Origin of the sequence: Streptomyces glaucescens (assembly GCF_000761215.1) — a bacterium.
GTDB lineage: Bacteria > Actinomycetota > Actinomycetes > Streptomycetales > Streptomycetaceae > Streptomyces > Streptomyces glaucescens_B.
On record NZ_CP009438.1, the window covers coordinates 4,553,597 to 4,576,308 of the forward strand.

General features: G+C 70.4%; 15 protein-coding genes. 10 read left to right on the top strand and 5 right to left on the bottom strand.

The window, feature by feature from the left end; all coding sequences use genetic code 11:
- Positions 1–2 precede the first annotated feature (2 nt).
- From SGLAU_RS19775 to SGLAU_RS19805, 7 genes are all read left to right on the top strand, one after another.
- Complete coding sequence (locus SGLAU_RS19775) at positions 3–833, top strand: hypothetical protein (protein WP_043503293.1); 831 nt, start codon at positions 3–5, stop codon at positions 831–833.
- A gap of 101 nt (positions 834–934) precedes the next feature.
- A complete protein-coding gene (locus tag SGLAU_RS19780) occupies positions 935–1,768 on the top strand; it encodes a lipoprotein (RefSeq protein WP_043503295.1) in 834 nt (277 codons plus the stop codon).
- Between the two features lie 306 nt (positions 1,769–2,074).
- A complete protein-coding gene (gene rplJ, locus SGLAU_RS19785; RefSeq protein WP_043503298.1) occupies positions 2,075–2,605 on the top strand; it encodes a 50S ribosomal protein L10 in 531 nt (176 codons plus the stop codon).
- Positions 2,606–2,724: 119 nt separating this feature from the next.
- The gene (rplL, locus tag SGLAU_RS19790) at positions 2,725–3,114 is read left to right on the top strand and encodes a 50S ribosomal protein L7/L12 (protein WP_043503300.1); all 390 of its coding nucleotides are present in this window, start codon (positions 2,725–2,727) and stop codon (positions 3,112–3,114) included.
- Positions 3,115–3,668: 554 nt separating this feature from the next.
- On the top strand, positions 3,669–7,154 hold the full coding sequence (rpoB, locus tag SGLAU_RS19795) for a DNA-directed RNA polymerase subunit beta (protein ID WP_043503301.1): 3,486 nt from the start codon (positions 3,669–3,671) through the stop codon (positions 7,152–7,154).
- A gap of 94 nt (positions 7,155–7,248) precedes the next feature.
- Positions 7,249–11,148: a DNA-directed RNA polymerase subunit beta' gene (locus tag SGLAU_RS19800; protein WP_043503303.1), complete on the top strand. Its 3,900-nt coding sequence runs from the start codon at positions 7,249–7,251 to the stop codon at positions 11,146–11,148.
- 262 nt (positions 11,149–11,410) lie between these two features.
- Positions 11,411–11,917, top strand: a complete 507-nt coding sequence (locus SGLAU_RS19805; RefSeq protein WP_052413828.1) for a DUF1707 and DUF4190 domain-containing protein — start codon at positions 11,411–11,413, stop codon at positions 11,915–11,917.
- 30 nt (positions 11,918–11,947) lie between these two features.
- Here SGLAU_RS19805 and SGLAU_RS19810 read toward each other — a convergent pair whose 3' ends face one another.
- The 5 genes from SGLAU_RS19810 to SGLAU_RS19830 all read right to left on the bottom strand — a co-directional run bounded on the left by SGLAU_RS19810 (position 11,948) and on the right by SGLAU_RS19830 (position 19,201).
- Entirely contained in the window at positions 11,948–13,252 is a 1,305-nt protein-coding gene (locus tag SGLAU_RS19810) for a M48 family metalloprotease (RefSeq protein WP_043503306.1), read from the bottom strand.
- A gap of 46 nt (positions 13,253–13,298) precedes the next feature.
- Entirely contained in the window at positions 13,299–14,951 is a 1,653-nt protein-coding gene (locus SGLAU_RS19815; protein ID WP_063838883.1) for a hypothetical protein, read from the bottom strand.
- A gap of 48 nt (positions 14,952–14,999) precedes the next feature.
- Positions 15,000–17,207, bottom strand: coding sequence for a hypothetical protein (locus SGLAU_RS19820; protein WP_043503307.1), 2,208 nt, complete (start codon positions 17,205–17,207; stop codon positions 15,000–15,002).
- Positions 17,204–18,202 (bottom strand): hypothetical protein, encoded by a 999-nt coding sequence (locus tag SGLAU_RS34470; RefSeq protein WP_078957794.1) that lies wholly within the window; start codon positions 18,200–18,202, stop codon positions 17,204–17,206. The genes SGLAU_RS19820 and SGLAU_RS34470 overlap by 4 nt, the downstream gene beginning before the upstream one ends.
- A 213-nt stretch (positions 18,203–18,415) precedes the next feature.
- On the bottom strand, positions 18,416–19,201 hold the full coding sequence (locus SGLAU_RS19830) for a Crp/Fnr family transcriptional regulator (protein WP_043503308.1): 786 nt from the start codon (positions 19,199–19,201) through the stop codon (positions 18,416–18,418).
- Positions 19,202–19,675: 474 nt separating this feature from the next.
- On the opposite strand from SGLAU_RS19830, the gene rpsL reads away from it, so the two are divergent.
- The 3 genes from rpsL to fusA are packed head-to-tail and all read left to right on the top strand — an operon-like array spanning position 19,676 to position 22,686.
- Complete coding sequence (gene rpsL / locus SGLAU_RS19835) at positions 19,676–20,047, top strand: 30S ribosomal protein S12 (RefSeq protein WP_003948652.1); 372 nt, start codon at positions 19,676–19,678, stop codon at positions 20,045–20,047.
- Positions 20,048–20,049: 2 nt separating this feature from the next.
- Positions 20,050–20,520, top strand: a complete 471-nt coding sequence (gene rpsG / locus SGLAU_RS19840; RefSeq protein WP_003998848.1) for a 30S ribosomal protein S7 — start codon at positions 20,050–20,052, stop codon at positions 20,518–20,520.
- Positions 20,521–20,559: 39 nt separating this feature from the next.
- Positions 20,560–22,686 carry an elongation factor G gene (gene fusA / locus SGLAU_RS19845; protein WP_043503309.1) on the top strand — a complete coding sequence of 709 codons (2,127 nt, stop codon included), beginning with the start codon at positions 20,560–20,562 and terminating at the stop codon, positions 22,684–22,686.
- Positions 22,687–22,712 lie beyond the last annotated feature (26 nt).

A 22,712-nucleotide genomic window follows, 5' to 3' on the forward strand; every position in this document is an offset into this window, starting at 1 on the left:
GCATGACGAGGACGGGTGTGCGAGGACTGCCGCGGCAGGCGGCGCTCCTGGTCGCGGTGCTGGCCGTGCTGGCGGGGACGGCCGCCTGCACGACGGCCGGCGGTGCCGGGGAGCCCGCCGCGACGGGGCGTGCGGCCGGGGTGCCGGCCGGGTTGCGGGAGGCGGCGCGGGCCACCGAGGCGGCCCGTTCGGCGCGGGTCGAGTCGGCCACGACCATCGGCTCGGTGATCTCCCTGTCCGCGGAGGGCGTGCTCGGCTGGGCCGGCGACGTCACCGGCACGCTGACGCTCACCTGCACCGGCGGCACGATGGCCGACGCCCTGCGCCGGCTGGGGAGCACCACCATGCAGGCCCGCTATCTGCCGGACGCCTACTACGCGCGCATGGGCGACGCGTTCGCCGCGCGGACGGGCGGCAGACACTGGGTGAGATACGCGTACGACGACCTCGACAGCCTCGCGGGCGGCTCCGGGGCGCAGCTCGGGGACCAGATGCGCGACTCGACCCCGGACCGCTCCCTGAAGCTGCTGCTGGCCTCCGGTGACGTGCGCCGGGTGGGCGCCGAGCGGGTGCGCGGCCGGCGGACCACGCACTATTCGGGCACGGTCGAGGCGGGGGACAGCGGGGTCACCGGGCAGACCGTCGACGTATGGATCGACGGGCGGGACCTGCTGGTCAAGAAGGTGGAGAGGGGGCGCACGGCGTCCGGCGAACTGATCCAGACCGCCTACTACGCGGACTACGGCGCCGAGGTCGACGCCAGGCGGCCCCCGGCCTCGGACACCCGGGACTTCGCGGAACTCGTGGGCGCCGGGAAGGGCGAGGGCGCCTGATCAGGACGAGGCGGAGGGGAAATGCGGGGGCCGCGCCCTCTGCCTCTCGGATAGGCTCGCGGCCTCTGTGTGTCAGCCATGTGTCCCGTGGGGGGAAATCCATGAAGTCGGCCAAGTCGTCCATATCCGCTGCCGCGCTCGCCGCGCTGCTGCTCGCCGGTGGTGCCGTGAGCTGCGGCACGGAGGAGTCGCCCGGGATGTCGCCGGCGGCGGCGGTCGCCAAGGCGGCGAAGAACACCGAGGAGATCTCCTCCCTCCGCTACCGCATGAAGGGCCAGGTCCCCCAGCAGGGCCGCATCGAGGCCGAGGCCTCGATGCGGATGAAGCCCTCCGTGGCCATGAGCATGAAGATGACGGCGCTCGACCAGGGCGAGCAGGGCACCGTCGAGCTCCGCCTCGTCGACAAGGCGATGTACATCGGCGGCGGCGCGGCGATGGCCAAGGAGATGGACGGCAAGAGCTGGATGAAGTTCGACCTGTCCGCGCTGGGCGCGGGCAAGGAGCTGAACCAGCTCGGCGCCGCCGGCCAGGCGGACCGCAACCCGGCGCAGGAGACCGCCATCCTCACCGGTGCCAAGGACGTCGAGAAGGTCGGCACGGAGAAGGTCGACGGCGTGGAGACCACCCACTACTCGGGCACGGTCACCCTCGACGAGTTCCGCGACTCGCTCAAGGACGAGGACAAGGCCACCCGGGAGCGGCGTGAGAAGAGCCTCGACCAGTACGAGAAGATGGGCGTCGACAAGCTCACCATGGACATGTGGGTGGACGGCGACGACCGCACCAAGCAGTTCCGGATGCGCGGCGACGCCGACGGCGGACCGCTCGACGTCACCATCACCTTCCTCGACGTCAACGAGCCGGTGGAGATCGCCGCCCCGCCCGCCGACGAGGTCACCGACCTCGCGGAGATGATGGAGCAGAGCGGCGCCTGAGCGCGGCGTTCGATCCCTCCGGGACCGGATTTGCCCCACGGCGACCCGGTCACGTACTCTCCTACAGAAGCCAAAGACCGCTGGTCGTTGCCGTGCGCTCCGAGAGAGGGCGCGGTGGCCGAAGGATCCGCTGAACTGCGGACGACCCGCGCAGGTGACTGTGGAAGTGCTCCCGGTTCGGTTCCGCCCGTACGGAATCCGTCTGGTCGAGCTACGCCCCGAGCGCCTGCGCCGGGGCGTTTCGTTTTCCCCAGTCCTCCTTCGGGTCCGCGCGGTCCGAATCACCCGGAAGGAGGCCGAGGCTCTATGGCGAGGCCCGACAAGGCTGCCGCGGTTGCCGAACTGACGGACAAGTTCCGCAGCTCCAACGCCGCCGTGCTGACCGAGTACCGCGGTCTCACCGTGGCGCAGCTCAAGACGCTGCGTCGTTCGCTCGGTGAGAACGCCCAGTACGCCGTGGTGAAGAACACGCTGACCAAGATTGCGGCCAACGAGGCCGGGATCACGCTGGACGACCAGCTCTTCGCTGGTCCGACGGCCGTCGCCTTCGTCACCGGTGACCCGGTGGAGTCGGCGAAGGGTCTCCGTGACTTCGCCAAGGAGAACCCGAATCTCATCATCAAGGGCGGTGTCCTTGACGGCAAGGCGCTGTCCGCCGATGAGATCAAGAAGCTTGCGGACCTCGAGTCCCGCGAGGTTCTGCTGTCCAAGCTGGCCGGTGCGCTCAAGGGCAAGCAGTCCCAGGCTGCCTCTGTCTTCCAGGCGCTGCCGTCGAAGCTCGTCCGCACCGTGGACGCGCTTCGGGCCAAGCAGGACGAGCAGGGCGGTGCCGAGTAACTCGGCTCGCTTTCTGATCCTGGCCGCCTGAGCGCGGCGAGGGTCGCAGCGGGCCCGAACGTACGCCCGCCTCACCCAGTACATCCGGCACCTGCCGATCGAGTGGAAGGACCGCCATCATGGCGAAGCTCACCCAGGACGAGCTGCTTGCCCAGTTCGAGGAGATGACCCTCATCGAGCTCTCCGAGTTCGTGAAGGCCTTCGAGGAGAAGTTCGACGTCACCGCCGCCGCTGCCGCGCCGGTCGTCGTCGCCGGTGGTGCCGCTGGTGGCGCCGCCGCCGAGGCCGCCGAGGAGAAGGACGAGTTCGACGTCATCCTCACCGGCGCCGGCGACAAGAAGATCCAGGTCATCAAGGTCGTGCGCGAGCTGACCTCCCTCGGCCTGAAGGAGGCCAAGGACCTGGTCGACGGCACCCCGAAGCCGGTCCTCGAGAAGGTCAACAAGGAGGCCGCGGACAAGGCTGCCGAGGCCCTCAAGGGCGCCGGCGCCTCCGTCGAGGTCAAGTAAGGCCTCGCGGTCCGCACCGCACTCCCGCGACGCTGAGCTCGGCCTCCTGAGGCTGTAACGCGAACGCACCGAAGAGCGATCATCCATCCGGGTGGTCGCTCTTCGGCGTTCCCGGGGGGCGCGCTCGGTTGCCTTGCGCCGCTCGTGACGGGGGGTAAGGTGATCTTCGTCGTGTCTCCGGAGGGTCTGGTTCCGGCCAGGGGGGCCTTGACGAACCGCACGCAGCGCGCAATTCTCAGGACGCGTCGTCACAACGGTCCGAATCCGAGGCATGGATCGACGACGAAGAGGGCAGTATCAACGTGCGTTGAGGGCAGGCATGGCGCAGGCGTTGAGAACAGATGGGTCTCCGAAATGCGGGACTGGACATCAGTGTGCCAAGTGGCTACACTGACCCTTTGCGCTGCCTGTTAGCTGTCCCCTGCCCGTCACCAGGGGTCTACCCTCAACCAAGCCGACGAGCGAATCTCCTCTGACCTGGGGTTTCCCGTCTCGCGCCTGGAAGAGGGGCCGGTACGCGCGTAGTGAGTCCGAGCCCTCGGAAGGACCCCCTCTTGGCCGCCTCGCGCAACGCCTCGACCGCGAATACGAACAACGCTGCCAGCACCGCCCCGCTGCGCATCTCCTTTGCAAAGATCAAGGAGCCCCTCGAGGTTCCGAACCTTCTCGCGCTCCAGACCGAGAGCTTCGACTGGCTGCTCGGCAACGACGCGTGGAAGGCTCGCGTCGAGGAGGCCCTCGAGAACGGTCAGGACGTCCCCACCAAGTCCGGTCTGGAGGAGATCTTCGAGGAGATCTCCCCGATCGAGGACTTCAGCGGGTCGATGTCGCTGACCTTCCGCGACCACCGCTTCGAGCCGCCGAAGAACTCCATCGACGAGTGCAAGGAGCGCGACTTCACGTACGCCGCCCCGCTCTTCGTCACGGCCGAGTTCACCAACAACGAGACCGGCGAGATCAAGTCCCAGACGGTCTTCATGGGCGACTTCCCGCTCATGACCAACAAGGGCACCTTCGTCATCAACGGCACCGAGCGTGTCGTGGTGTCGCAGCTGGTCCGTTCGCCGGGTGTCTACTTCGACTCCAGCATCGACAAGACGTCCGACAAGGACATCTTCTCCGCCAAGATCATCCCGTCCCGGGGTGCCTGGCTGGAGATGGAGATCGACAAGCGCGACATGGTCGGTGTCCGCATCGACCGCAAGCGCAAGCAGTCCGTGACCGTCCTGCTCAAGGCGCTCGGCTGGACGACCGAGCAGATCCTCGAGGAGTTCGGCGAGTACGAGTCCATGCGCGCCACCCTGGAGAAGGACCACACCCAGGGCCAGGACGACGCGCTGCTCGACATCTACCGCAAGCTGCGTCCGGGCGAGCCGCCCACCCGTGAGGCCGCGCAGACGCTGCTCGAGAACCTCTACTTCAACCCCAAGCGCTACGACCTCGCCAAGGTCGGCCGCTACAAGGTCAACAAGAAGCTGGGTACGGACACCCCGCTGGACGCGGGCATCCTGACCGTCGAGGACATCATCGCGACGATCAAGTACCTGGTGAAGCTGCACGCCGGCGAGACCGAGACGGTCGGCGACAGCGGCGAGACGGTCGTCGTCGAGACGGACGACATCGACCACTTCGGCAACCGTCGTCTGCGCAGCGTCGGCGAGCTCATCCAGAACCAGGTCCGCACGGGTCTGGCGCGTATGGAGCGAGTCGTCCGCGAGCGCATGACGACGCAGGACGTCGAGGCGATCACGCCGCAGACCCTGATCAACATCCGGCCGGTCGTCGCCTCCATCAAGGAGTTCTTCGGCACCAGCCAGCTGTCCCAGTTCATGGACCAGAACAACCCGCTGTCCGGGCTGACGCACAAGCGTCGTCTGTCCGCGCTCGGCCCGGGTGGTCTCTCCCGTGAGCGGGCCGGCTTCGAGGTCCGCGACGTGCACCCGTCGCACTACGGCCGCATGTGCCCGATCGAGACCCCCGAAGGCCCGAACATCGGTCTGATCGGCTCGCTCGCCTCCTACGGCCGCGTCAACGCCTTCGGTTTCGTCGAGACCCCGTACCGCAAGGTCGTCGACGGCCAGGTCACCGACGAGGTGGACTACCTGACCGCCGACGAGGAGGACCGCTTCGTCATCGCGCAGGCCAACGCCACGCTCGGCGACGACATGCGCTTCTCCGAGGCTCGCGTCCTGGTCCGCCGCCGTGGCGGCGAGGTCGACTACGTCAGCCCCGAGGACGTCGACTACATGGACGTCTCGCCGCGCCAGATGGTGTCGGTCGCGACCGCCATGATCCCGTTCCTCGAGCACGACGACGCCAACCGTGCCCTCATGGGCGCGAACATGATGCGCCAGGCCGTTCCGCTCATCCAGGCGGAGGCCCCGCTCGTCGGCACCGGCATGGAGTACCGCTCCGCCGTCGACGCCGGCGACGTCGTCAAGGCCGAGAAGGCCGGTGTGGTCCAGGAGGTCTCCGCGGACTACATCACCACCGCCAACGACGACGGCACGTACATCACGTACCGCCTGGCCAAGTTCGCCCGCTCCAACCAGGGCACCTCGGTCAACCAGAAGGTCATCGTCAACGAGGGCGACCGCGTCATCGAGGGCCAGGTCCTCGCCGACGGCCCGGCCACCCAGAACGGTGAGATGGCCCTCGGCAAGAACCTGCTCGTGGCGTTCATGCCGTGGGAGGGTCACAACTACGAGGACGCGATCATCCTGTCGCAGCGCCTCGTGCAGGACGACGTCCTCTCCTCGATCCACATCGAGGAGCACGAGGTCGACGCCCGTGACACCAAGCTCGGCCCCGAGGAGATCACCCGGGACATCCCGAACGTCTCCGAGGAGGTCCTCGCCGACCTCGACGAGCGCGGCATCATCCGCATCGGTGCCGAGGTCATCGCCGGTGACATCCTCGTCGGCAAGGTCACGCCCAAGGGTGAGACCGAGCTGACGCCGGAGGAGCGCCTGCTGCGCGCGATCTTCGGTGAGAAGGCCCGTGAGGTCCGTGACACCTCGCTGAAGGTGCCGCACGGCGAGACCGGCAAGGTCATCGGCGTGCGCGTCTTCGACCGCGAGGAGGGCGACGAGCTGCCCCCGGGCGTGAACCAGCTCGTGCGCGTCTACGTCGCCCAGAAGCGCAAGATCACCGACGGTGACAAGCTCGCCGGCCGCCACGGCAACAAGGGTGTCATCTCCAAGATCCTGCCCATCGAGGACATGCCGTTCCTCGAGGACGGGACCCCGGTCGACATCATCCTCAACCCGCTGGGTGTGCCGTCCCGAATGAACCCGGGACAGGTGCTGGAGATCCACCTCGGCTGGCTCGCCAGCCGCGGCTGGGACGTCTCCGGTCTCGCCGACGAGTGGGCCCAGCGCCTGCAGGCCATCGGCGCCGACCAGGTCGCCCCCGGCACCAACGTCGCGACCCCGGTCTTCGACGGTGCCCGCGAGGACGAGCTGGCGGGTCTGCTGCAGCACACCATCCCGAACCGCGACGGCGAGCGCATGGTGCTCCCGTCCGGCAAGGCGCGGCTGTTCGACGGCCGCAGCGGTGAGCCGTTCCCGGACCCGATCTCGGTCGGCTACATGTACATCCTCAAGCTGCACCACCTGGTCGACGACAAGCTGCACGCCCGCTCGACCGGCCCGTACTCGATGATCACCCAGCAGCCGCTTGGTGGTAAGGCCCAGTTCGGTGGCCAGCGCTTCGGTGAGATGGAGGTGTGGGCGCTGGAGGCGTACGGCGCCGCGTACGCCCTCCAGGAGCTGCTGACGATCAAGTCCGACGACGTCACCGGCCGCGTGAAGGTCTACGAGGCCATCGTCAAGGGCGAGAACATCCCTGAGCCCGGCATCCCCGAGTCCTTCAAGGTGCTCATCAAGGAGATGCAGTCCCTGTGCCTCAACGTGGAGGTGCTGTCCTCGGACGGCATGTCCATCGAGATGCGCGACACCGACGAGGACGTCTTCCGCGCTGCGGAGGAGCTCGGTATCGACCTGTCCCGGCGCGAGCCGAGCAGCGTCGAAGAGGTCTGACGGGAGTCCGGCGGCCTCCCACGAGGAGGCCGCCGGCCCCAGGACCCCCGTATCAGACCCAAAGACTTACAACCCTGAGAGGGATTGACGCATAGTGCTCGACGTCAACTTCTTCGATGAGCTCCGGATCGGCCTGGCCACCGCTGACGACATCCGTCAGTGGAGCCACGGCGAGGTCAAGAAGCCCGAGACCATCAACTACCGCACCCTCAAGCCCGAAAAGGACGGACTCTTCTGCGAGAAGATCTTCGGTCCGACCCGGGACTGGGAGTGCTACTGCGGCAAGTACAAGCGCGTCCGCTTCAAGGGCATCATCTGTGAGCGCTGTGGCGTCGAGGTCACCCGCGCCAAGGTGCGCCGTGAGCGGATGGGCCACATCGAGCTGGCCGCCCCCGTCACGCACATCTGGTACTTCAAGGGCGTTCCGTCGCGGCTGGGCTACCTGCTCGACCTCGCCCCGAAGGACCTGGAGAAGGTCATCTACTTCGCGGCGTACATGATCACGTACGTCGACGAGGAGCGCCGCACCCGCGACCTGCCCTCGCTGGAGGCCCACGTCTCCGTCGAGCGCCAGCAGATCGAGCAGCGCCGCGACGCCGACCTCGAGGCCCGCGCCAAGAAGCTCGAGACCGACCTGGCCGAGCTGGAGGCCGAGGGCGCCAAGGCCGACGTGCGCCGCAAGGTGCGCGAGGGCGCCGAGCGTGAGATGAAGCAGCTGCGCGACCGCGCGCAGCGCGAGATCGACCGCCTCGACGAGGTGTGGAACCGGTTCAAGAACCTCAAGGTCCAGGACCTCGAGGGCGACGAGCTGCTCTACCGCGAGCTGCGCGACCGCTTCGGCACCTACTTCGACGGCTCGATGGGTGCCGCGGCGCTGCAGAAGCGCCTGGAGTCCTTCGACCTCGAGGAGGAGGCCGAGAAGCTCCGCGAGATCATCCGTACCGGCAAGGGCCAGAAGAAGACCCGCGCGCTCAAGCGCCTGAAGGTCGTCTCCGCGTTCCTGCAGACCAGCAACAGCCCCAAGGGCATGGTGCTGGACTGCGTGCCGGTCATCCCGCCGGACCTGCGTCCGATGGTGCAGCTGGACGGTGGCCGCTTCGCGACCTCCGACCTGAACGACCTGTACCGCCGTGTCATCAACCGCAACAACCGCCTGAAGCGCCTTCTCGACCTCGGTGCGCCCGAGATCATCGTGAACAACGAGAAGCGCATGCTCCAGGAGGCCGTGGACGCGCTCTTCGACAACGGCCGTCGTGGCCGCCCGGTGACGGGCCCCGGCAACCGTCCGCTGAAGTCGCTGTCCGACATGCTCAAGGGCAAGCAGGGCCGCTTCCGCCAGAACCTGCTCGGCAAGCGCGTGGACTACTCCGCGCGTTCCGTGATCGTCGTCGGTCCGCAGCTCAAGCTGCACCAGTGCGGTCTGCCGAAGGCGATGGCGCTGGAGCTGTTCAAGCCGTTCGTGATGAAGCGCCTGGTCGACCTGAACCACGCGCAGAACATCAAGAGCGCCAAGCGGATGGTCGAGCGCGGCCGCACCGTCGTGTACGACGTGCTCGAAGAGGTCATCGCGGAGCACCCGGTCCTGCTGAACCGTGCGCCCACCCTGCACCGCCTCGGCATCCAGGCCTTCGAGCCGCAGCTGGTCGAGGGCAAGGCCATCCAGATCCACCCGCTCGTCTGCACCGCGTTCAACGCGGACTTCGACGGTGACCAGATGGCCGTGCACCTGCCGCTGTCCGCGGAGGCGCAGGCCGAGGCCCGCATCCTGATGCTGTCCTCGAACAACATCCTCAAGCCCGCCGACGGCCGTCCGGTGACGATGCCGACCCAGGACATGGTCCTCGGTCTGTACTTCCTCACCACGGACGCCGAGGGCCGCGGGATCAAGGGCGAGGGCCGCGCGTTCGCGTCCGTCGCCGAGGCGATCATGGCCTTCGACGCCGGTGAGCTGTCGCTCCAGGCGCCGGTCGACATCCGCTTCCCGGTGGGCACCATCCCGCCGCGTGGCTGGGAGCCGCCGGTGCGCGAGGAGGGCGAGCCGGAGTGGCAGCAGGGTGACAGCTTCACCCTGCGCACCACGCTGGGCCGCGCGCTCTTCAACGAGCTGCTGCCCGAGGACTACCCGTTCGTCGACTACGAGGTCGGCAAGAAGCAGCTCTCCCAGATCGTCAACGACCTGGCCGAGCGCTACCCGAAGGTCATCGTGGCGGCGACGCTCGACAACCTGAAGGCGGCCGGCTTCTACTGGGCCACCCGTTCCGGTGTCACCGTGGCCATCTCCGACGTCGTCGTCCCCGAGGCGAAGAAGGAGATCGTCAAGGGCTACGAGGCGCAGGACGAGAAGGTCCAGAAGCAGTACGAGCGCGGTCTGATCACCAAGGACGAGCGCACGCAGGAGCTCATCGCGATCTGGACCAAGGCGACCAATGAGGTCGCCGAGGCGATGAACGACAACTTCCCGAAGACCAACCCGATCTTCATGATGGTGAACTCGGGCGCCCGAGGGAACATGATGCAGATGCGTCAGATCGCCGGTATGCGCGGTCTGGTGTCCAACGCCAAGAACGAGACCATCCCGCGTCCCATCAAGGCGTCGTTCCGTGAGGGTCTGTCCGTGCTGGAGTACTTCATCTCCACGCACGGTGCCCGTAAGGGTCTGGCGGACACCGCCCTGCGTACCGCCGACTCGGGTTACCTCACCCGTCGTCTGGTCGACGTCTCCCAGGACGTCATCATCCGCGAGGAGGACTGCGGCACCGAGCGCGGTCTGCGCCTGGCGATCGCCGAGCGCGGCGCCGACGGTTCGCTGGTCAAGGCCGAGGACGTCGAGACCTCCGTGTACGCGCGCTGCCTCGCCGAGGACATCGTCGTGGACGGCAAGGTGCTGGCCCCGGCCGGTACCGACCTGGGTGACGTGCTCATCGACGAGCTGATCACGCACGGCGTCGCCGAGGTCAAGACCCGCTCGGTCCTGACCTGTGAGTCCGCGGTCGGCACCTGCGCCATGTGCTACGGCCGTTCGCTGGCCACCGGCAAGCTGGTCGACATCGGTGAGGCGGTCGGCATCATCGCCGCCCAGTCCATCGGTGAGCCCGGCACCCAGCTGACGATGCGTACCTTCCACACCGGTGGTGTGGCCGGTGACGACATCACCCAGGGTCTGCCGCGTGTCGTCGAGCTCTTCGAGGCCCGTACCCCGAAGGGTGTCGCCCCGATCTCCGAGGCCGCCGGCCGCGTGCGGATCGAGGAGACCGAGAAGACCAAGAAGATCGTCATCACGCCGGACGACGGCAGCGACGAGACGGCGTACCCGATCTCGAAGCGTGCCCGGCTCCTGGTCAGCGAGGGCGAGCACGTCGAGGTGGGCCAGAAGCTCACCGTGGGTGCCACCAACCCGCACGACGTGCTGCGCATCCTGGGCCAGCGCGCCGTCCAGGTCCACCTGGTCGGCGAGGTCCAGAAGGTGTACAACTCGCAGGGTGTGTCGATCCACGACAAGCACATCGAGATCATCATCCGGCAGATGCTCCGCCGCGTGACGATCATCGAGTCCGGCGACGCCGAGCTGCTGCCCGGCGAGCTGGTCGAGCGCTCCCGCTTCGAGCAGGAGAACCGTCGTGTGGTCCAGGAGGGCGGTCACCCGGCCTCCGGTCGTCCGCAGCTGATGGGTATCACCAAGGCCTCGCTGGCGACGGAATCCTGGCTGTCGGCCGCCTCCTTCCAGGAGACGACCCGAGTCCTGACGGACGCGGCGATCAACGCCAAGTCCGACAGCCTCATCGGCCTCAAGGAGAACGTCATCATCGGTAAGCTCATCCCGGCCGGTACGGGCCTGTCCCGCTACCGCAACATCCGGGTCGAGCCGACCGAGGAGGCCAAGGCCGCGATGTACTCGGCCGTCGGCTACGACGACATCGACTACTCGCCGTTCGGCACCGGCTCCGGCCAGGCCGTTCCGCTGGAGGACTACGACTACGGTCCGTACAACCAGTAAGCGAGTCGCCTGAACCACAGGGCGGTCACCTCCGGGTGGCCGCCCTGTGGCGTACCCGGGGTGGTGCGCCCGGGGCCGGTGCGCCCCCAGGGCCGACCGGGGTTCCCGGACGGCCGCGGCTGGGGGATTTCTCCGGGTATGACCCCGATGCCTCGGGCGCCGGTCCGGCGGATGATGGAGTCACCGAGCGCTCCGGGAGGTGCCCGTGTCGCAGTCGTCGCCGAATCCACCGTGGCCGCCCCGGCAGGGGAAGGCCGACGGGATGCCGCAGCCGTGGGCCGGGCACAGCGGCCCGTCGATGCTCGCCTCGCACGCAGACCGGGAGCGCGCCGTGGACGTGCTCAGAGCGGGGTACGGGGAGGGGCGGATGGAGCAGACGGAGTTCGAGCAGCGGGTCGCGCGGGCCTACACGGCCCGCACGGTGGGGGAGCTGGCGCTGCTGGTCGCCGATCTGCCGCAGGGACCCCTGGCGCATCCCGGGGCGGGCGTCGCCGTACCCCGGACGTTCCTGGCGGCGCCCCGGCCGCGGACGAACGGAAAGGCGGTCGCCGCCGCCCTGTGTGGGCTGCTCTGCCTGCCCACCATGGGCCTGACCGGTATACCGGCGGTCGTGCTCGGACACGCGGCCCGGTCCGAGATACGCCGCTCGGACGAGGGCGGCGACGGGCTCGCCCTCATCGGGCTGGTGCTCGGCTGGATGTCCGTGGCCGGCTGGGCGCTCGTGGTGGGGCTGGCCGTGCTGCTGACCGTGTCCGCGGGGACCGGCTGACCGGCCGCGCGGCGGAGGGTGCCCGGAGCGTCAGCCGCGGGGCTGGAGGTAGGGCTGGAGGTGGTGCAGCCGGGTGTAGTAGTCCGGGTGGGAGGCCAGCAGCCTGCTGACCGGGCTCTCCGCCACCGGGACACCGCCGTGGGCCGCGGTGACGGCGGCGGCCTGCTGCTCCTCCTGCTGGTGCAGCTTCTCCAGTACGGCGGCCAGCATCGGCGCGAAGCCGAGCGCGGCGGCGTGCTGGTCGGCGCGCAGCTCGGCGCGCCGGCCGACCGCCGCGAGCGCGTACGGCATCGCCAGGATCAGCAGGGGCAGGCCGTACAGGCTGCTGATGGTGGCCAGGGCGAGGCCGCCGACGAACAGGCCGAAGAAGACCACGCCGAAGCAGGAGAAGGCGCGGGAGATCCGGAACATCACGCCGGTGACCGTGCGCAGCACCCGCCAGGCGGTCCGGCCGGGCAGGGCGTACCAGTAGCCGAGCAGCGAGGACCAGGCGTGGCCGCCCACGTGGTGGCCCAGCTCGTGCGCCATGACGGCGGCCAGCTCGCCGTTGGGCAGCTCGTTCATGGCGAACCGGGTGACGCCGACGATGTGGCCGGCGGCGGCGACCGCGTTGAGGTGGTCGCTGTCCTCCACCCACAGCTCGTAGGTGCGGCCCTCGACGCCCGCACGGGCGGTGACCTCGCGCCAGACCGGCTCGAGTCTGGCTCGTTCTTGCGGAGTGGGGTAGCGCAGACGGAGCAGATGGCGCGCGAGGGCGCTTTCGGTCGGGCGGTGGAAGACGAGTGCGCCGCTTGCCAGCCAGGCCAGCACGAGCAGGAAGCCGAGGTCGCCGAAGAGCAGCGAGAGGAGGCCGACGACCAGGAGGCTGCACAGGAAGTGCGGCAGGTAGAGCAGCAGGTTGCCGACGGCGGTGGCGTCGGTACGGCGCTGCTGGGCGGAGATGTGGACGCGCCCCCGGTCGGTGGCGATGTGGTGGGGGTGCGCCGGATCACCGGGAGCCGGCGACGGCCGGGGTGCGGCGGGCGGGGGGACCGGTGGGGTGACGCCCGGCTGCGGGGTGTCCGTGGGGTAGGCGGGGGGCTGGGCGGCCGTCGGGTAGGTGGGGGGCTGCGCCGCCGTGGGGTAGGCGGGCGGTTCGGCCGGCGCGGGGCCGGCGGGGGGCCGGGTGCCCGTGGGGCAGGCCGGGGGCTGCGGCGACTCGGGCGCTATCGGGTGCTGCGGGGCCGCGGAGTACTGCGCGGTGTGGGAGGCGGGCGAGGGGTACTGGGGCGGCTGCGGGGGCTGGGCCGGGGTCTCCGGGTACTCCGGCGGGGATGGCGGGGGCTGGTGGGTCATCGGGGTTCCTTCGCGTGACGGGAGCGGGCCGGCCCCGTGGGGGCCGTCATGGAGCAGGGGTCTCCCTCGGGGAGCCGTCCTGCCGGGTGTCCTCGTGCTCGGCGGCCGGGTCGGGCTGAGGCGGTGCGGTCGGGGTCGTGCCGTAGCCGGCGGGCGGCTGCCAGGCGGGGGACGCGGCGGAAGGCGGCTCGGCGCCCGGCTGAGGCGGGAAGGGGACGGACGGGGGCGGTCCCCCAGGAGTGCCCGGAGGGGCCGGCGCGGGACCGCCCGCGGAGTACGGCGGGTAGGGGGCGGAGGGCGGCGGGACGTACGGCATGGGCGGCGGTGTGTACGGCGACGGCGGCTGCCAGGCGGGTGGGGTGCCGCCCGGGACACCCGGAGCGGGCTGCTGGGCGTACGGCGACGGCGGGGTGGCGTAAGGGGACGGTGGGGTGGCGTACGGCGACTGCGGGGTGGCGTGGGGCGACGGCGGGGTGGCGTGGGGCCCGGTCGGTGCGGGCGGGGCGTCACTCGCGGCGGCGTCCTCCGATGTGCCGGGGCTCGTGCCGGGGTCCGCGTCCGTCTCCGGGCCCGGGTGGGGCGGCGGTGCCGGGGCGTTCGGGGGCAGGAGGGGCGGGTTCTGGGGTACGCCGGGGAGCCGCTGGTTGAGGATGTCGCTGACCGTGCGCAGGGCGAGCTGCTTGGGGCCCTCCAGCTCGAACTTCTCCGCGCCCTCCCCGCCGAGCAGCTCCTTCACCAGGTCCATCTGCGCCTGGATCATGCGGAGCTGGTCCTCCCGCATGCTGCTCATGACGAGCCGGGAGTCCTCGGGGTGCTGGGCGAGGTGCAGCGCCCACGCCTGCACGCCGCCCTGCGCGAGGTGCCACCGGTAGAACTCGATCTTCTGCGCCTCGACACGCTGCAGCTCCAGCTGGTGCTGCCCCTGGAGGAGCGCCTGCTCCTGCTGCCAGCGCTGCTGCTGGAGGAGGAGTTCCTGCTGCTGCCTGCCGTACTCCATGGCCCGGCCGAGCTGGAGTTCGTCCTGCTGCCGGTGCCGGTGGTCCAGCTCCCGGTCGACCCGCATGCCCTGCCGCGCCGTGCGGACCTGCTCCTCCGCGGAGTGGTCGATGGACTGGAGCCGCTGCTGGTGCTCGATGTTCGCCTGGTCGCGCCGCAGCCGCAGCGTCCAGGTGACGTGGAGACCCGCGGGGGCGCCGAGCGGGCCGACGAGCTGGACCGCCTTCAGCAGTTCCGCCTCGGCCGCCGCGCTGTCGGCGATGGCGAAGCGGCGGGTCACCGGCCGGGCCGTCTGCTGGAGTTCGCCGAGCAGCAGCGCGGGCACGTCCCGTACCCCGCCGGCCACGAACCGCGCCGGGTCGAGCACCTGCCAGGTGACGTCCACCTCGGCGGTGAACTCGAACGCGTCGTTGTCGCTGGGCAGCGTGAGGGTGTCCGTGAACGGGTGGACGCCCATGTCCACCTCGTACACGGCGGTGTAGCGGCTGGCCATGATCTCGCCGCGGGTGGGCCGCCTGGGCGGCAGGAAGGTCTCGTACCCGCCCCGGGGGGTGGCGAAGACCAGGGCGTGGTCGATGCGGACCACGTGCTTCAGCGACAGGTCGAAGCGCGACAGCTGCCGCACGGTGAGCACCGGGTCGATCAGCCGGGTGTGCCGGTCCGCCGGCTGCTGCCACTCCGGCTGGCGGTGGAAGGTGGGCATGGTGCGTGTCTCCTCGGGGACGTACTCGGGGACGTGCCGTGGCCGGCGTCAGCCGAAGGTGGTGAGCAGGCGGGCGGCGACCGGCGGCGGCGGGTTGCCGTCCTCGCCGGGCATGGTGCGCAGCAGATGGCTCAGTCGCTGGTACTCGGGCTCGGAGGTGACGAGCTTCGGCAGGAGCGCGGCGAGGGCCCACTCGGTGGGCGAGGAACGGTCGGCGATGAGCACCCACTCGCGCAGGAGGTCCAGGGCCGGCCGGGTGGCGTGCGGGTCGCCGAGCGCCCGGCGCCACAGGTGGGCGATGCCCTGCGCGGCCGTCTCGTCGTCGGCCGTGGCCCGGGCGTACCAGCCGAGGACGAGCGGCTGGCCGTACCGCTCGTCGCCCTCGGTGCGCCGGCAGGCGTTGATGAAGCCGCCCAGGGCGAGGTCGCGTACCGCCCGGTCGTCGTCCAGGTGCCCGAGCAGCCCGGCCAGCACCTCGGCGGCGGCGGGCGACAGCAGCAGCAGTTCCACGGCCTCGGCCAGCTCCGCCGCCATCTCCCGGTCGAAGTCGTCGGGGTCGCCCGACTCCGTGTACAGGCGGCGGACGGCCTGGCGCAGCGCGGCGAGGGCCTGTTCCGGACGCTCGGGTCCGATCAGCGCGTACGCGCGGACCGCGACCCAGCGCAGCCGCCGGTCCTCGCTGCCGGACCAGGCGTCGAGGATCCGCGGAACGTTCGGCGTGTCGCTGAAGTGGGCGAGGGTGAGCGAGTTGACGGCGACGAGCCGGTGCCGGAACCGGTTCGAGGTCGCCCACGGCTCGATGACCAGCGCCATGGCGGAGGGCAGGTCGGCGCGGGCGAGGACGGCGACGGTGGACGCGGCCCGGGTGCGGACCAGGGGGCGGCCGTCGTCGGCGAGCCGGCGCAGCCATTCGACCAGCGCGGGCCGGGCCGACGGGTGGCCCGTCCACACCTCCCGCAGCAGCACCAGCGCGACCCGGTCGTCGGTGAACGCCGCCATCGTCTGCGTCACCGGCCCCCACTCGGTGTGCTGGTCGTCCTCGTACAGCCGTGCGCGGGCCAGTTGCAGACGCTTGCCCACGTGGGTGCCGAAGACGGGGACCTCGGGGACGCGCGCCGGATTGTCGGTCTTCTGGAGGAAGCGGTAGAGCAGGTCGCCGAGTTCGGCGGTCAGCGCGTACGGGCCGCCGTCGAAGGCGGCGAGGGCGACGAGGAACGCCTTGTCGCGCAGGGGGACCGCGCTCTCGTCCTCCTCGAACCACTCCTGGACCTGGTTCTCCAGCGACGCCAGGGAGAAGCCGGCGACGTCCCGCCCGGTGACCTCCCCGGCCGCGTACCGGGCGAGCAGCCGGGCGAACGCGGCGGTCTCGCGCAACTGGTGGCCGCGGCCCAGGAACTCCTTGACGTCCGGCAGGCCCAGCAGACGGGCGGCCGTCGCCTCGTCGGTGCGGACGCGCAGGTGCGCGGCCAGCACCTCCTCGGCGGCGGGCGGGAACCAGCCGGCGGTGGGCACGTCCTCCAGGGCGGCGGTGGGGCCGACGGTGATCACCAGATAGGCGTCCTGCTCGGCGAGCCGGTCGCGGACGGCGAGCAGGTGCGCCTCGCGCAGCGGGCTGCCCCGGCGGGTCGTCAGGTCGCACAGGACGTACCCGCGGGTGCCCTGCCCGTCCTCGGCGGAGGCGGTGCACCGCTCGGCGAGCGCGCCGGGGGAGGTGTCCCGGTCCAGCAGGCGCACGGGGGCGGCGCCGAGCCGGTGCAGCAGCATCAGCGCGGCCGTGCGGCGGCCGGTGAAGCGGGCGCCGGACAGCACCAGGACGCGTTCGCGGCGCAGCCGGTCCAGCAGGCCCCCGACGGTCTCCTCGGCGGCGACGAAGGAGGCGGCGAGCCGTTCCAGCGTCGCGCGGGGGATCTCGCCGGAGGCGGCGGCCGTGGAGAACCCGGAGAACGACCAGTGGTGGATCTCCGTCTTGCTGCCCATGATGACGTCGCCGGTGACCCGGCCGCCCGACACGCCGTGCTGGTCGCCCGCCACGTAGCCGCCGCCGAAGCGGGTGCGGGCGCCGACGTTCATGGTGCGCGGGCTGTGGTCGATCAGGTCGCGCCGGGCCGACCAGGCGTTCTGCGGCTGGTCCCGTTCCTCGGTCTCCTCGGCCGCGCCGTCCGGGCGGGTCTCGTCCGCGGCCGGCTCGCCCTGCTCCGGCGTGGGCCCGGCGCCGGGCGCCGCCGCCCCCTGTGCCCCCGGCTCCGGCCCGGTCACGGCCGCTCCTCCTGCTCGGTCTTGCCGTCGGAGACACGGTGCTTGCCGCCGTCGGCGGCGTGCGTGCCGCCCGCGGCGAGGTGCTTGCCGTCCGGGGCGAGGTGCTTGCCGCCCATGACGACGTCGCCGGTGACGCGGCCGCCGGACACGCCGTGCTGGTCGCCCGCGACATAGCCGCCGCCGAAGCTGACCGAGCCGCCGCTGACGTGCAGCACGGGACCCGGCGCCGGGGCTTGCCGTTCCCCGTCCGGCGCCGGGCCGCTCGCGGGGGGACCGTCCGGCGCGGGCGCTGCCCCGCCGGCGGCGGAGCGCCGGGAGCCGCCGCGCCGGGCCGGGGCGGATCCGGGGTGCGCCGGGCGGTCCCCCGATCCGCCCGGCGCGTCCCCCTCCCCCCTCTCACCGTGGTTCGTGCCGGCCGCCCCGGCGGGCAGCGGACCGTGCAGCCAGGCCGTCAGCGGCCCGTTCTTGCTGGGCACGGTCACGCGGTGGAAGCCGGCGGCCGGGATGCCCGGGTGGTCGTGCCGTACGACACCGGAGTACAGGGCGTCGGAGACGCACAGCGCGAAGTCGTCGGCGCGCTCGCGCAGCGCGGCCCGCAGCACGTCCGCGTCGAGCAGGCGGCAGGCGTGGTTGAGGTCGGAGCCGACCCAGCCGTCCCGTTCGTCGACGGCGACCCACCCGCTCGCGACGACGCCGCGCAGCCGGATCTGGGCGGACCGGGACGCCATGCGGTTGACCGCCCGCAACTGGGCCGGCACTTCGCCGAGCAGGGCCCGCAGCAGCGCGGTGACCGGGGCGTTGGCGTCGATGAGCTCCATCACCGAGTCGCCGCGGTCGGCCCGCAGCCGCCGCGTCTCGTCGATGCCGGCGCTCTCCAGCGCGCGGTCGGTGATGTCGTAGAGCATGCGCCGCAGGTAAGCCTGCTCCACGTCGTCCCGGTCGCTGAACCTCTCGATGTCCAGCAACAGGATCGTGCGGCTCACGGGGTCGCTCATGGTCGCCTTTCGGACGGGGGGTGGCGGACAGCGCAAGCGTGGTGCTCCGGGGGGCCGGGCGGTGAGGGCGGATGACGCACTCGGACTGTGACCGTGTGCACAGAACCGGGTGCGCGGTGGACGCACCGTGACCCGTGTGTCACTCCTCGCGCAGCTCCGGGGCGCATGACCCGTGCGTCACTCCTCGCGCGCCCCGGCGCGCATGACCGCGCGTCACTCGTCGCGCGGCCCCGGCGGGGAGGGGATGCCGGGAGCCGGGCCACCGTGGCCGGGAGCCCGGCCACCGTGGCCGGGAGCCGCCGCGCCGATCCGGCGCAGGATGTCGGGGCGCCGGATGAGGAGCGTGCGGCGGCCGGTGATCACGGCTTCCCTGTCCCGCAGTTCCTTCAGCAGCCGCTGCACCATCTCGCGGGAGGCGCCGACCGAGCCGGCGAGTTCCTGCTTGCTGAGCGGTACGGCGAGCTCGACGCCCTCCGGGGTGCGCCGGCCGTGGGTGCGGGCGAGGTCGAGGAGCAGCACGGCGAGCCGCTCCCGCACGCTCATCGACGCGAACTCCAGCCGCCGCCGGTCCGCGGCCCGGGTGCGGTCGGCGGTGAGCCCGAGGAGGGCGAAGGACACGGCGGGGGAGCGGCCGAGGAAGTCGCGGAAGCGTTCCCGCTCCACGGCGACCGCGCGCACCGGTTCGAGCGCGGTGACGGTGGCGGACCTCGGCCGTCCGGTCAGCGCGGCCGACTCGCCGATGATGTCGCCGGGGCCGCGCAGGGCGAGCAGGGCCTCGTAGCCGTTGGCGGCCGAGGCGGTGACCTTGGTCCAGCCGTCCACCAGGAACAGCACGTGGGAGGACGGCTCGTGCTGGTGGAGCAGGATCGTGCGCCGGGTGAAGGAGAGGGCGCGGCCGAGCGCGAGCAGGGCGGAGCGGTCCTCGGTCTCCAGCCGGGCCAGGAACGGCACCCGGTCGTCCAGGCCACCGTCGTCCGACGCGTACGTCCGTTCTGTCATGCCCATTCCCCCGAAGGTCGCCGCGGGCGGATCAACGTACTGAACGCGCAAGAGCGCCGAGGCGGGAAGGGCGGGATTCGGCCATTGCCGGTGACGGCCCCGCCGTCACGGCCCTCCGTCACCGGTTCGCGCCGGTCGACCCGTTGCCGGGGTCCCGCGGCGGGCGCCGGACGGGACGCCGGACGAGCGGGCCGGGAGGGCGGTCAAGGAGGTGAGAAGTCCGGCGTGTCGGGGTGGGCTCCATTTGTTTTGACCGAAGTCGGTGCGGTAGGTACGCTCAGACCTTGTGCCTGGGGTGTGCCCTGGCTCCTGTGCGTGCCTTCCGACCGCATCGGGAGCCCGAGAGCGGCCACCGTAATCTGCGCCTCTTTCTGCCTAGCGGCGGAAGTCCGCGGGATTCGACACACCCGACCGCGTGGGTCGGCGACGTTCCAGGTTAGCTGTACCCATCGGCACACAGAAACCGGAGAAGTAGTGCCTACGATCCAGCAGCTGGTCCGCAAGGGCCGGCAGGACAAGGTCGAGAAGAACAAGACGCCCGCACTCGAGGGTTCCCCTCAGCGTCGTGGCGTCTGCACGCGTGTGTTCACGACCACCCCGAAGAAGCCGAACTCGGCCCTCCGTAAGGTCGCGCGTGTGCGTCTGACCAGCGGCATCGAGGTCACGGCCTACATTCCGGGTGAGGGACACAACCTGCAGGAGCACTCCATCGTGCTCGTGCGCGGCGGCCGTGTGAAGGACCTGCCGGGTGTTCGCTACAAGATCATCCGCGGTTCGCTCGACACCCAGGGTGTCAAGAACCGCAAGCAGGCTCGCAGCCGTTACGGCGCCAAGAAGGAGAAGTAAGAATGCCTCGTAAGGGCCCCGCCCCGAAGCGCCCGGTCATCATCGACCCGGTCTACGGTTCTCCTCTGGTGACCTCCCTGATCAACAAGGTGCTGCTGAACGGCAAGCGCTCCACCGCCGAGCGCATCGTCTACGGCGCCATGGAGGGCCTGCGCGAGAAGACCGGCAACGACCCGGTCATCACGCTGAAGCGCGCTCTCGAGAACATCAAGCCGACCCTCGAGGTCAAGTCCCGCCGTGTCGGTGGCGCCACCTACCAGGTGCCGGTCGAGGTCAAGCCCGGCCGCGCCAACACCCTGGCGCTGCGCTGGCTCGTCGGTTACTCCCGCGCCCGTCGCGAGAAGACCATGACCGAGCGTCTGCTCAACGAGCTCCTCGACGCCAGCAACGGCCTCGGTGCCGCTGTGAAGAAGCGCGAGGACACGCACAAGATGGCCGAGTCCAACAAGGCCTTCGCGCACTACCGCTGGTAGTCGCTACCCACATCGAGACCGAGAGAAGACTGAAGCCTTATGGCTACCACTTCGCTTGACCTGGCCAGGGTGCGCAACATCGGCATCATGGCCCACATCGACGCGGGCAAGACGACCACCACCGAGCGGATCCTGTTCTACACCGGTGTGTCCTACAAGATCGGTGAGGTCCACGACGGCGCTGCCACCATGGACTGGATGGAGCAGGAGCAGGAGCGTGGCATCACGATCACCTCTGCTGCCACCACCTGCCACTGGACGCTGGAAGACGTCGACCACACCATCAACATCATCGACACGCCGGGCCACGTCGACTTCACCGTCGAGGTGGAGCGTTCCCTGCGCGTGCTCGACGGTGCCGTGACGGTGTTCGACGGCGTCGCCGGCGTCGAGCCCCAGTCCGAGACGGTGTGGCGTCAGGCGGACCGCTACGGCGTGCCGCGTATCTGCTTCGTCAACAAGCTCGACCGCACCGGTGCCGAGTTCCACCGCTGCGTCGACATGATCTCCGACCGCCTGGGCGCGCAGCCGCTGGTCATGCAGCTGCCGATCGGCGCGGAGGCCGACTTCAAGGGCGTCATCGACCTCGTGACGATGAAGGCCCTGGTCTGGTCGGCCGAGGCGACCAAGGGCGAGATGTACGACGTCGTCGACATCCCGGACACCCACGTCGAGGCTGCCGAGGAGTACCGCGGCAAGCTGCTCGAGGCCGTCGCCGAGAACGACGAGGAGCTGATGGAGCTGTACCTGGAGGGCACCGAGCCCTCCGTGGAGCAGCTCTACGCGGCGATCCGTCGTATCACCATCGCGTCCGGCAAGGGCGGCGGCACCACCGTCACCCCCGTGTTCTGCGGCACCGCCTTCAAGAACAAGGGCGTCCAGCCCCTGCTCGACGCGGTCGTGCGCTACCTGCCGTCCCCGGTCGACATCGAGGCCATCGAGGGCCACGACGTCAAGGACCCGGAGAAGGTCATCGCGCGCAAGCCGTCGGACGACGAGCCGCTCGCCGCGCTGGCGTTCAAGATCATGAGCGACCCGCACCTCGGCAAGCTCACCTTCGTCCGCGTGTACTCCGGCCGCCTGGAGTCCGGCACCTCGGTGCTGAACTCCGTCAAGGGCAAGAAGGAGCGCATCGGCAAGATCTACCGGATGCACGCGAACAAGCGTGAGGAGATCGAGTCGGTGGGCGCCGGCGACATCGTCGCCGTCATGGGCCTGAAGCAGACCACCACCGGTGAGACGCTGTCCGACGACAAGAGCCCGGTCATCCTGGAGTCCATGGACTTCCCGGCGCCGGTCATCCAGGTCGCCATCGAGCCCAAGTCGAAGGGCGACCAGGAGAAGCTCGGCGTCGCGATCCAGCGCCTGGCCGAGGAGGACCCGTCCTTCCAGGTCCACTCGGACGAGGAGACCGGCCAGACCATCATCGGCGGCATGGGCGAGCTGCACCTCGAGGTGCTGGTCGACCGCATGCGCCGTGAGTTCAAGGTCGAGGCCAACGTCGGCAAGCCGCAGGTCGCCTACCGCGAGACGATCCGCAAGGCCGTCGAGAAGGTCGAGTTCACCCACAAGAAGCAGACGGGTGGTACCGGCCAGTTCGCGCGCGTCATCATCGCGATCGAGCCGATCGAGGGCGGCGACGCCTCGTACGAGTTCATCAACAAGGTGACCGGTGGCCGCGTGCCGAAGGAGTACATCCCTTCGGTGGACGCCGGTGCGCAGGAGGCCATGCAGTTCGGCATCCTCGCCGGTTACGAGATGACCGGCGTGCGCGTCACGCTGCTCGACGGTGCCTACCACGAGGTGGACTCCTCCGAGCTCGCCTTCAAGATCGCCGGTTCGCAGGCCTTCAAGGAGGCCGCGCGCAAGGCCAGCCCCGTGCTGCTCGAGCCGATGATGGCCGTCGAGGTCACCACGCCCGAGGACTACATGGGTGAGGTCATCGGTGACATCAACTCCCGCCGTGGCCAGATCCAGGCCATGGAGGAGCGGGCCGGTGCCCGCGTCGTGAAGGGCCTCGTGCCCCTCTCGGAGATGTTCGGTTACGTCGGCGACCTGCGCAGCAAGACGTCCGGCCGCGCCAGCTACTCCATGCAGTTCGACTCCTACGCCGAGGTTCCGCGGAACGTCGCCGAGGAGATCATCGCGAAGGCCAAGGGCGAGTAACGGACCTCGCGTCCACGCCGTAGGCT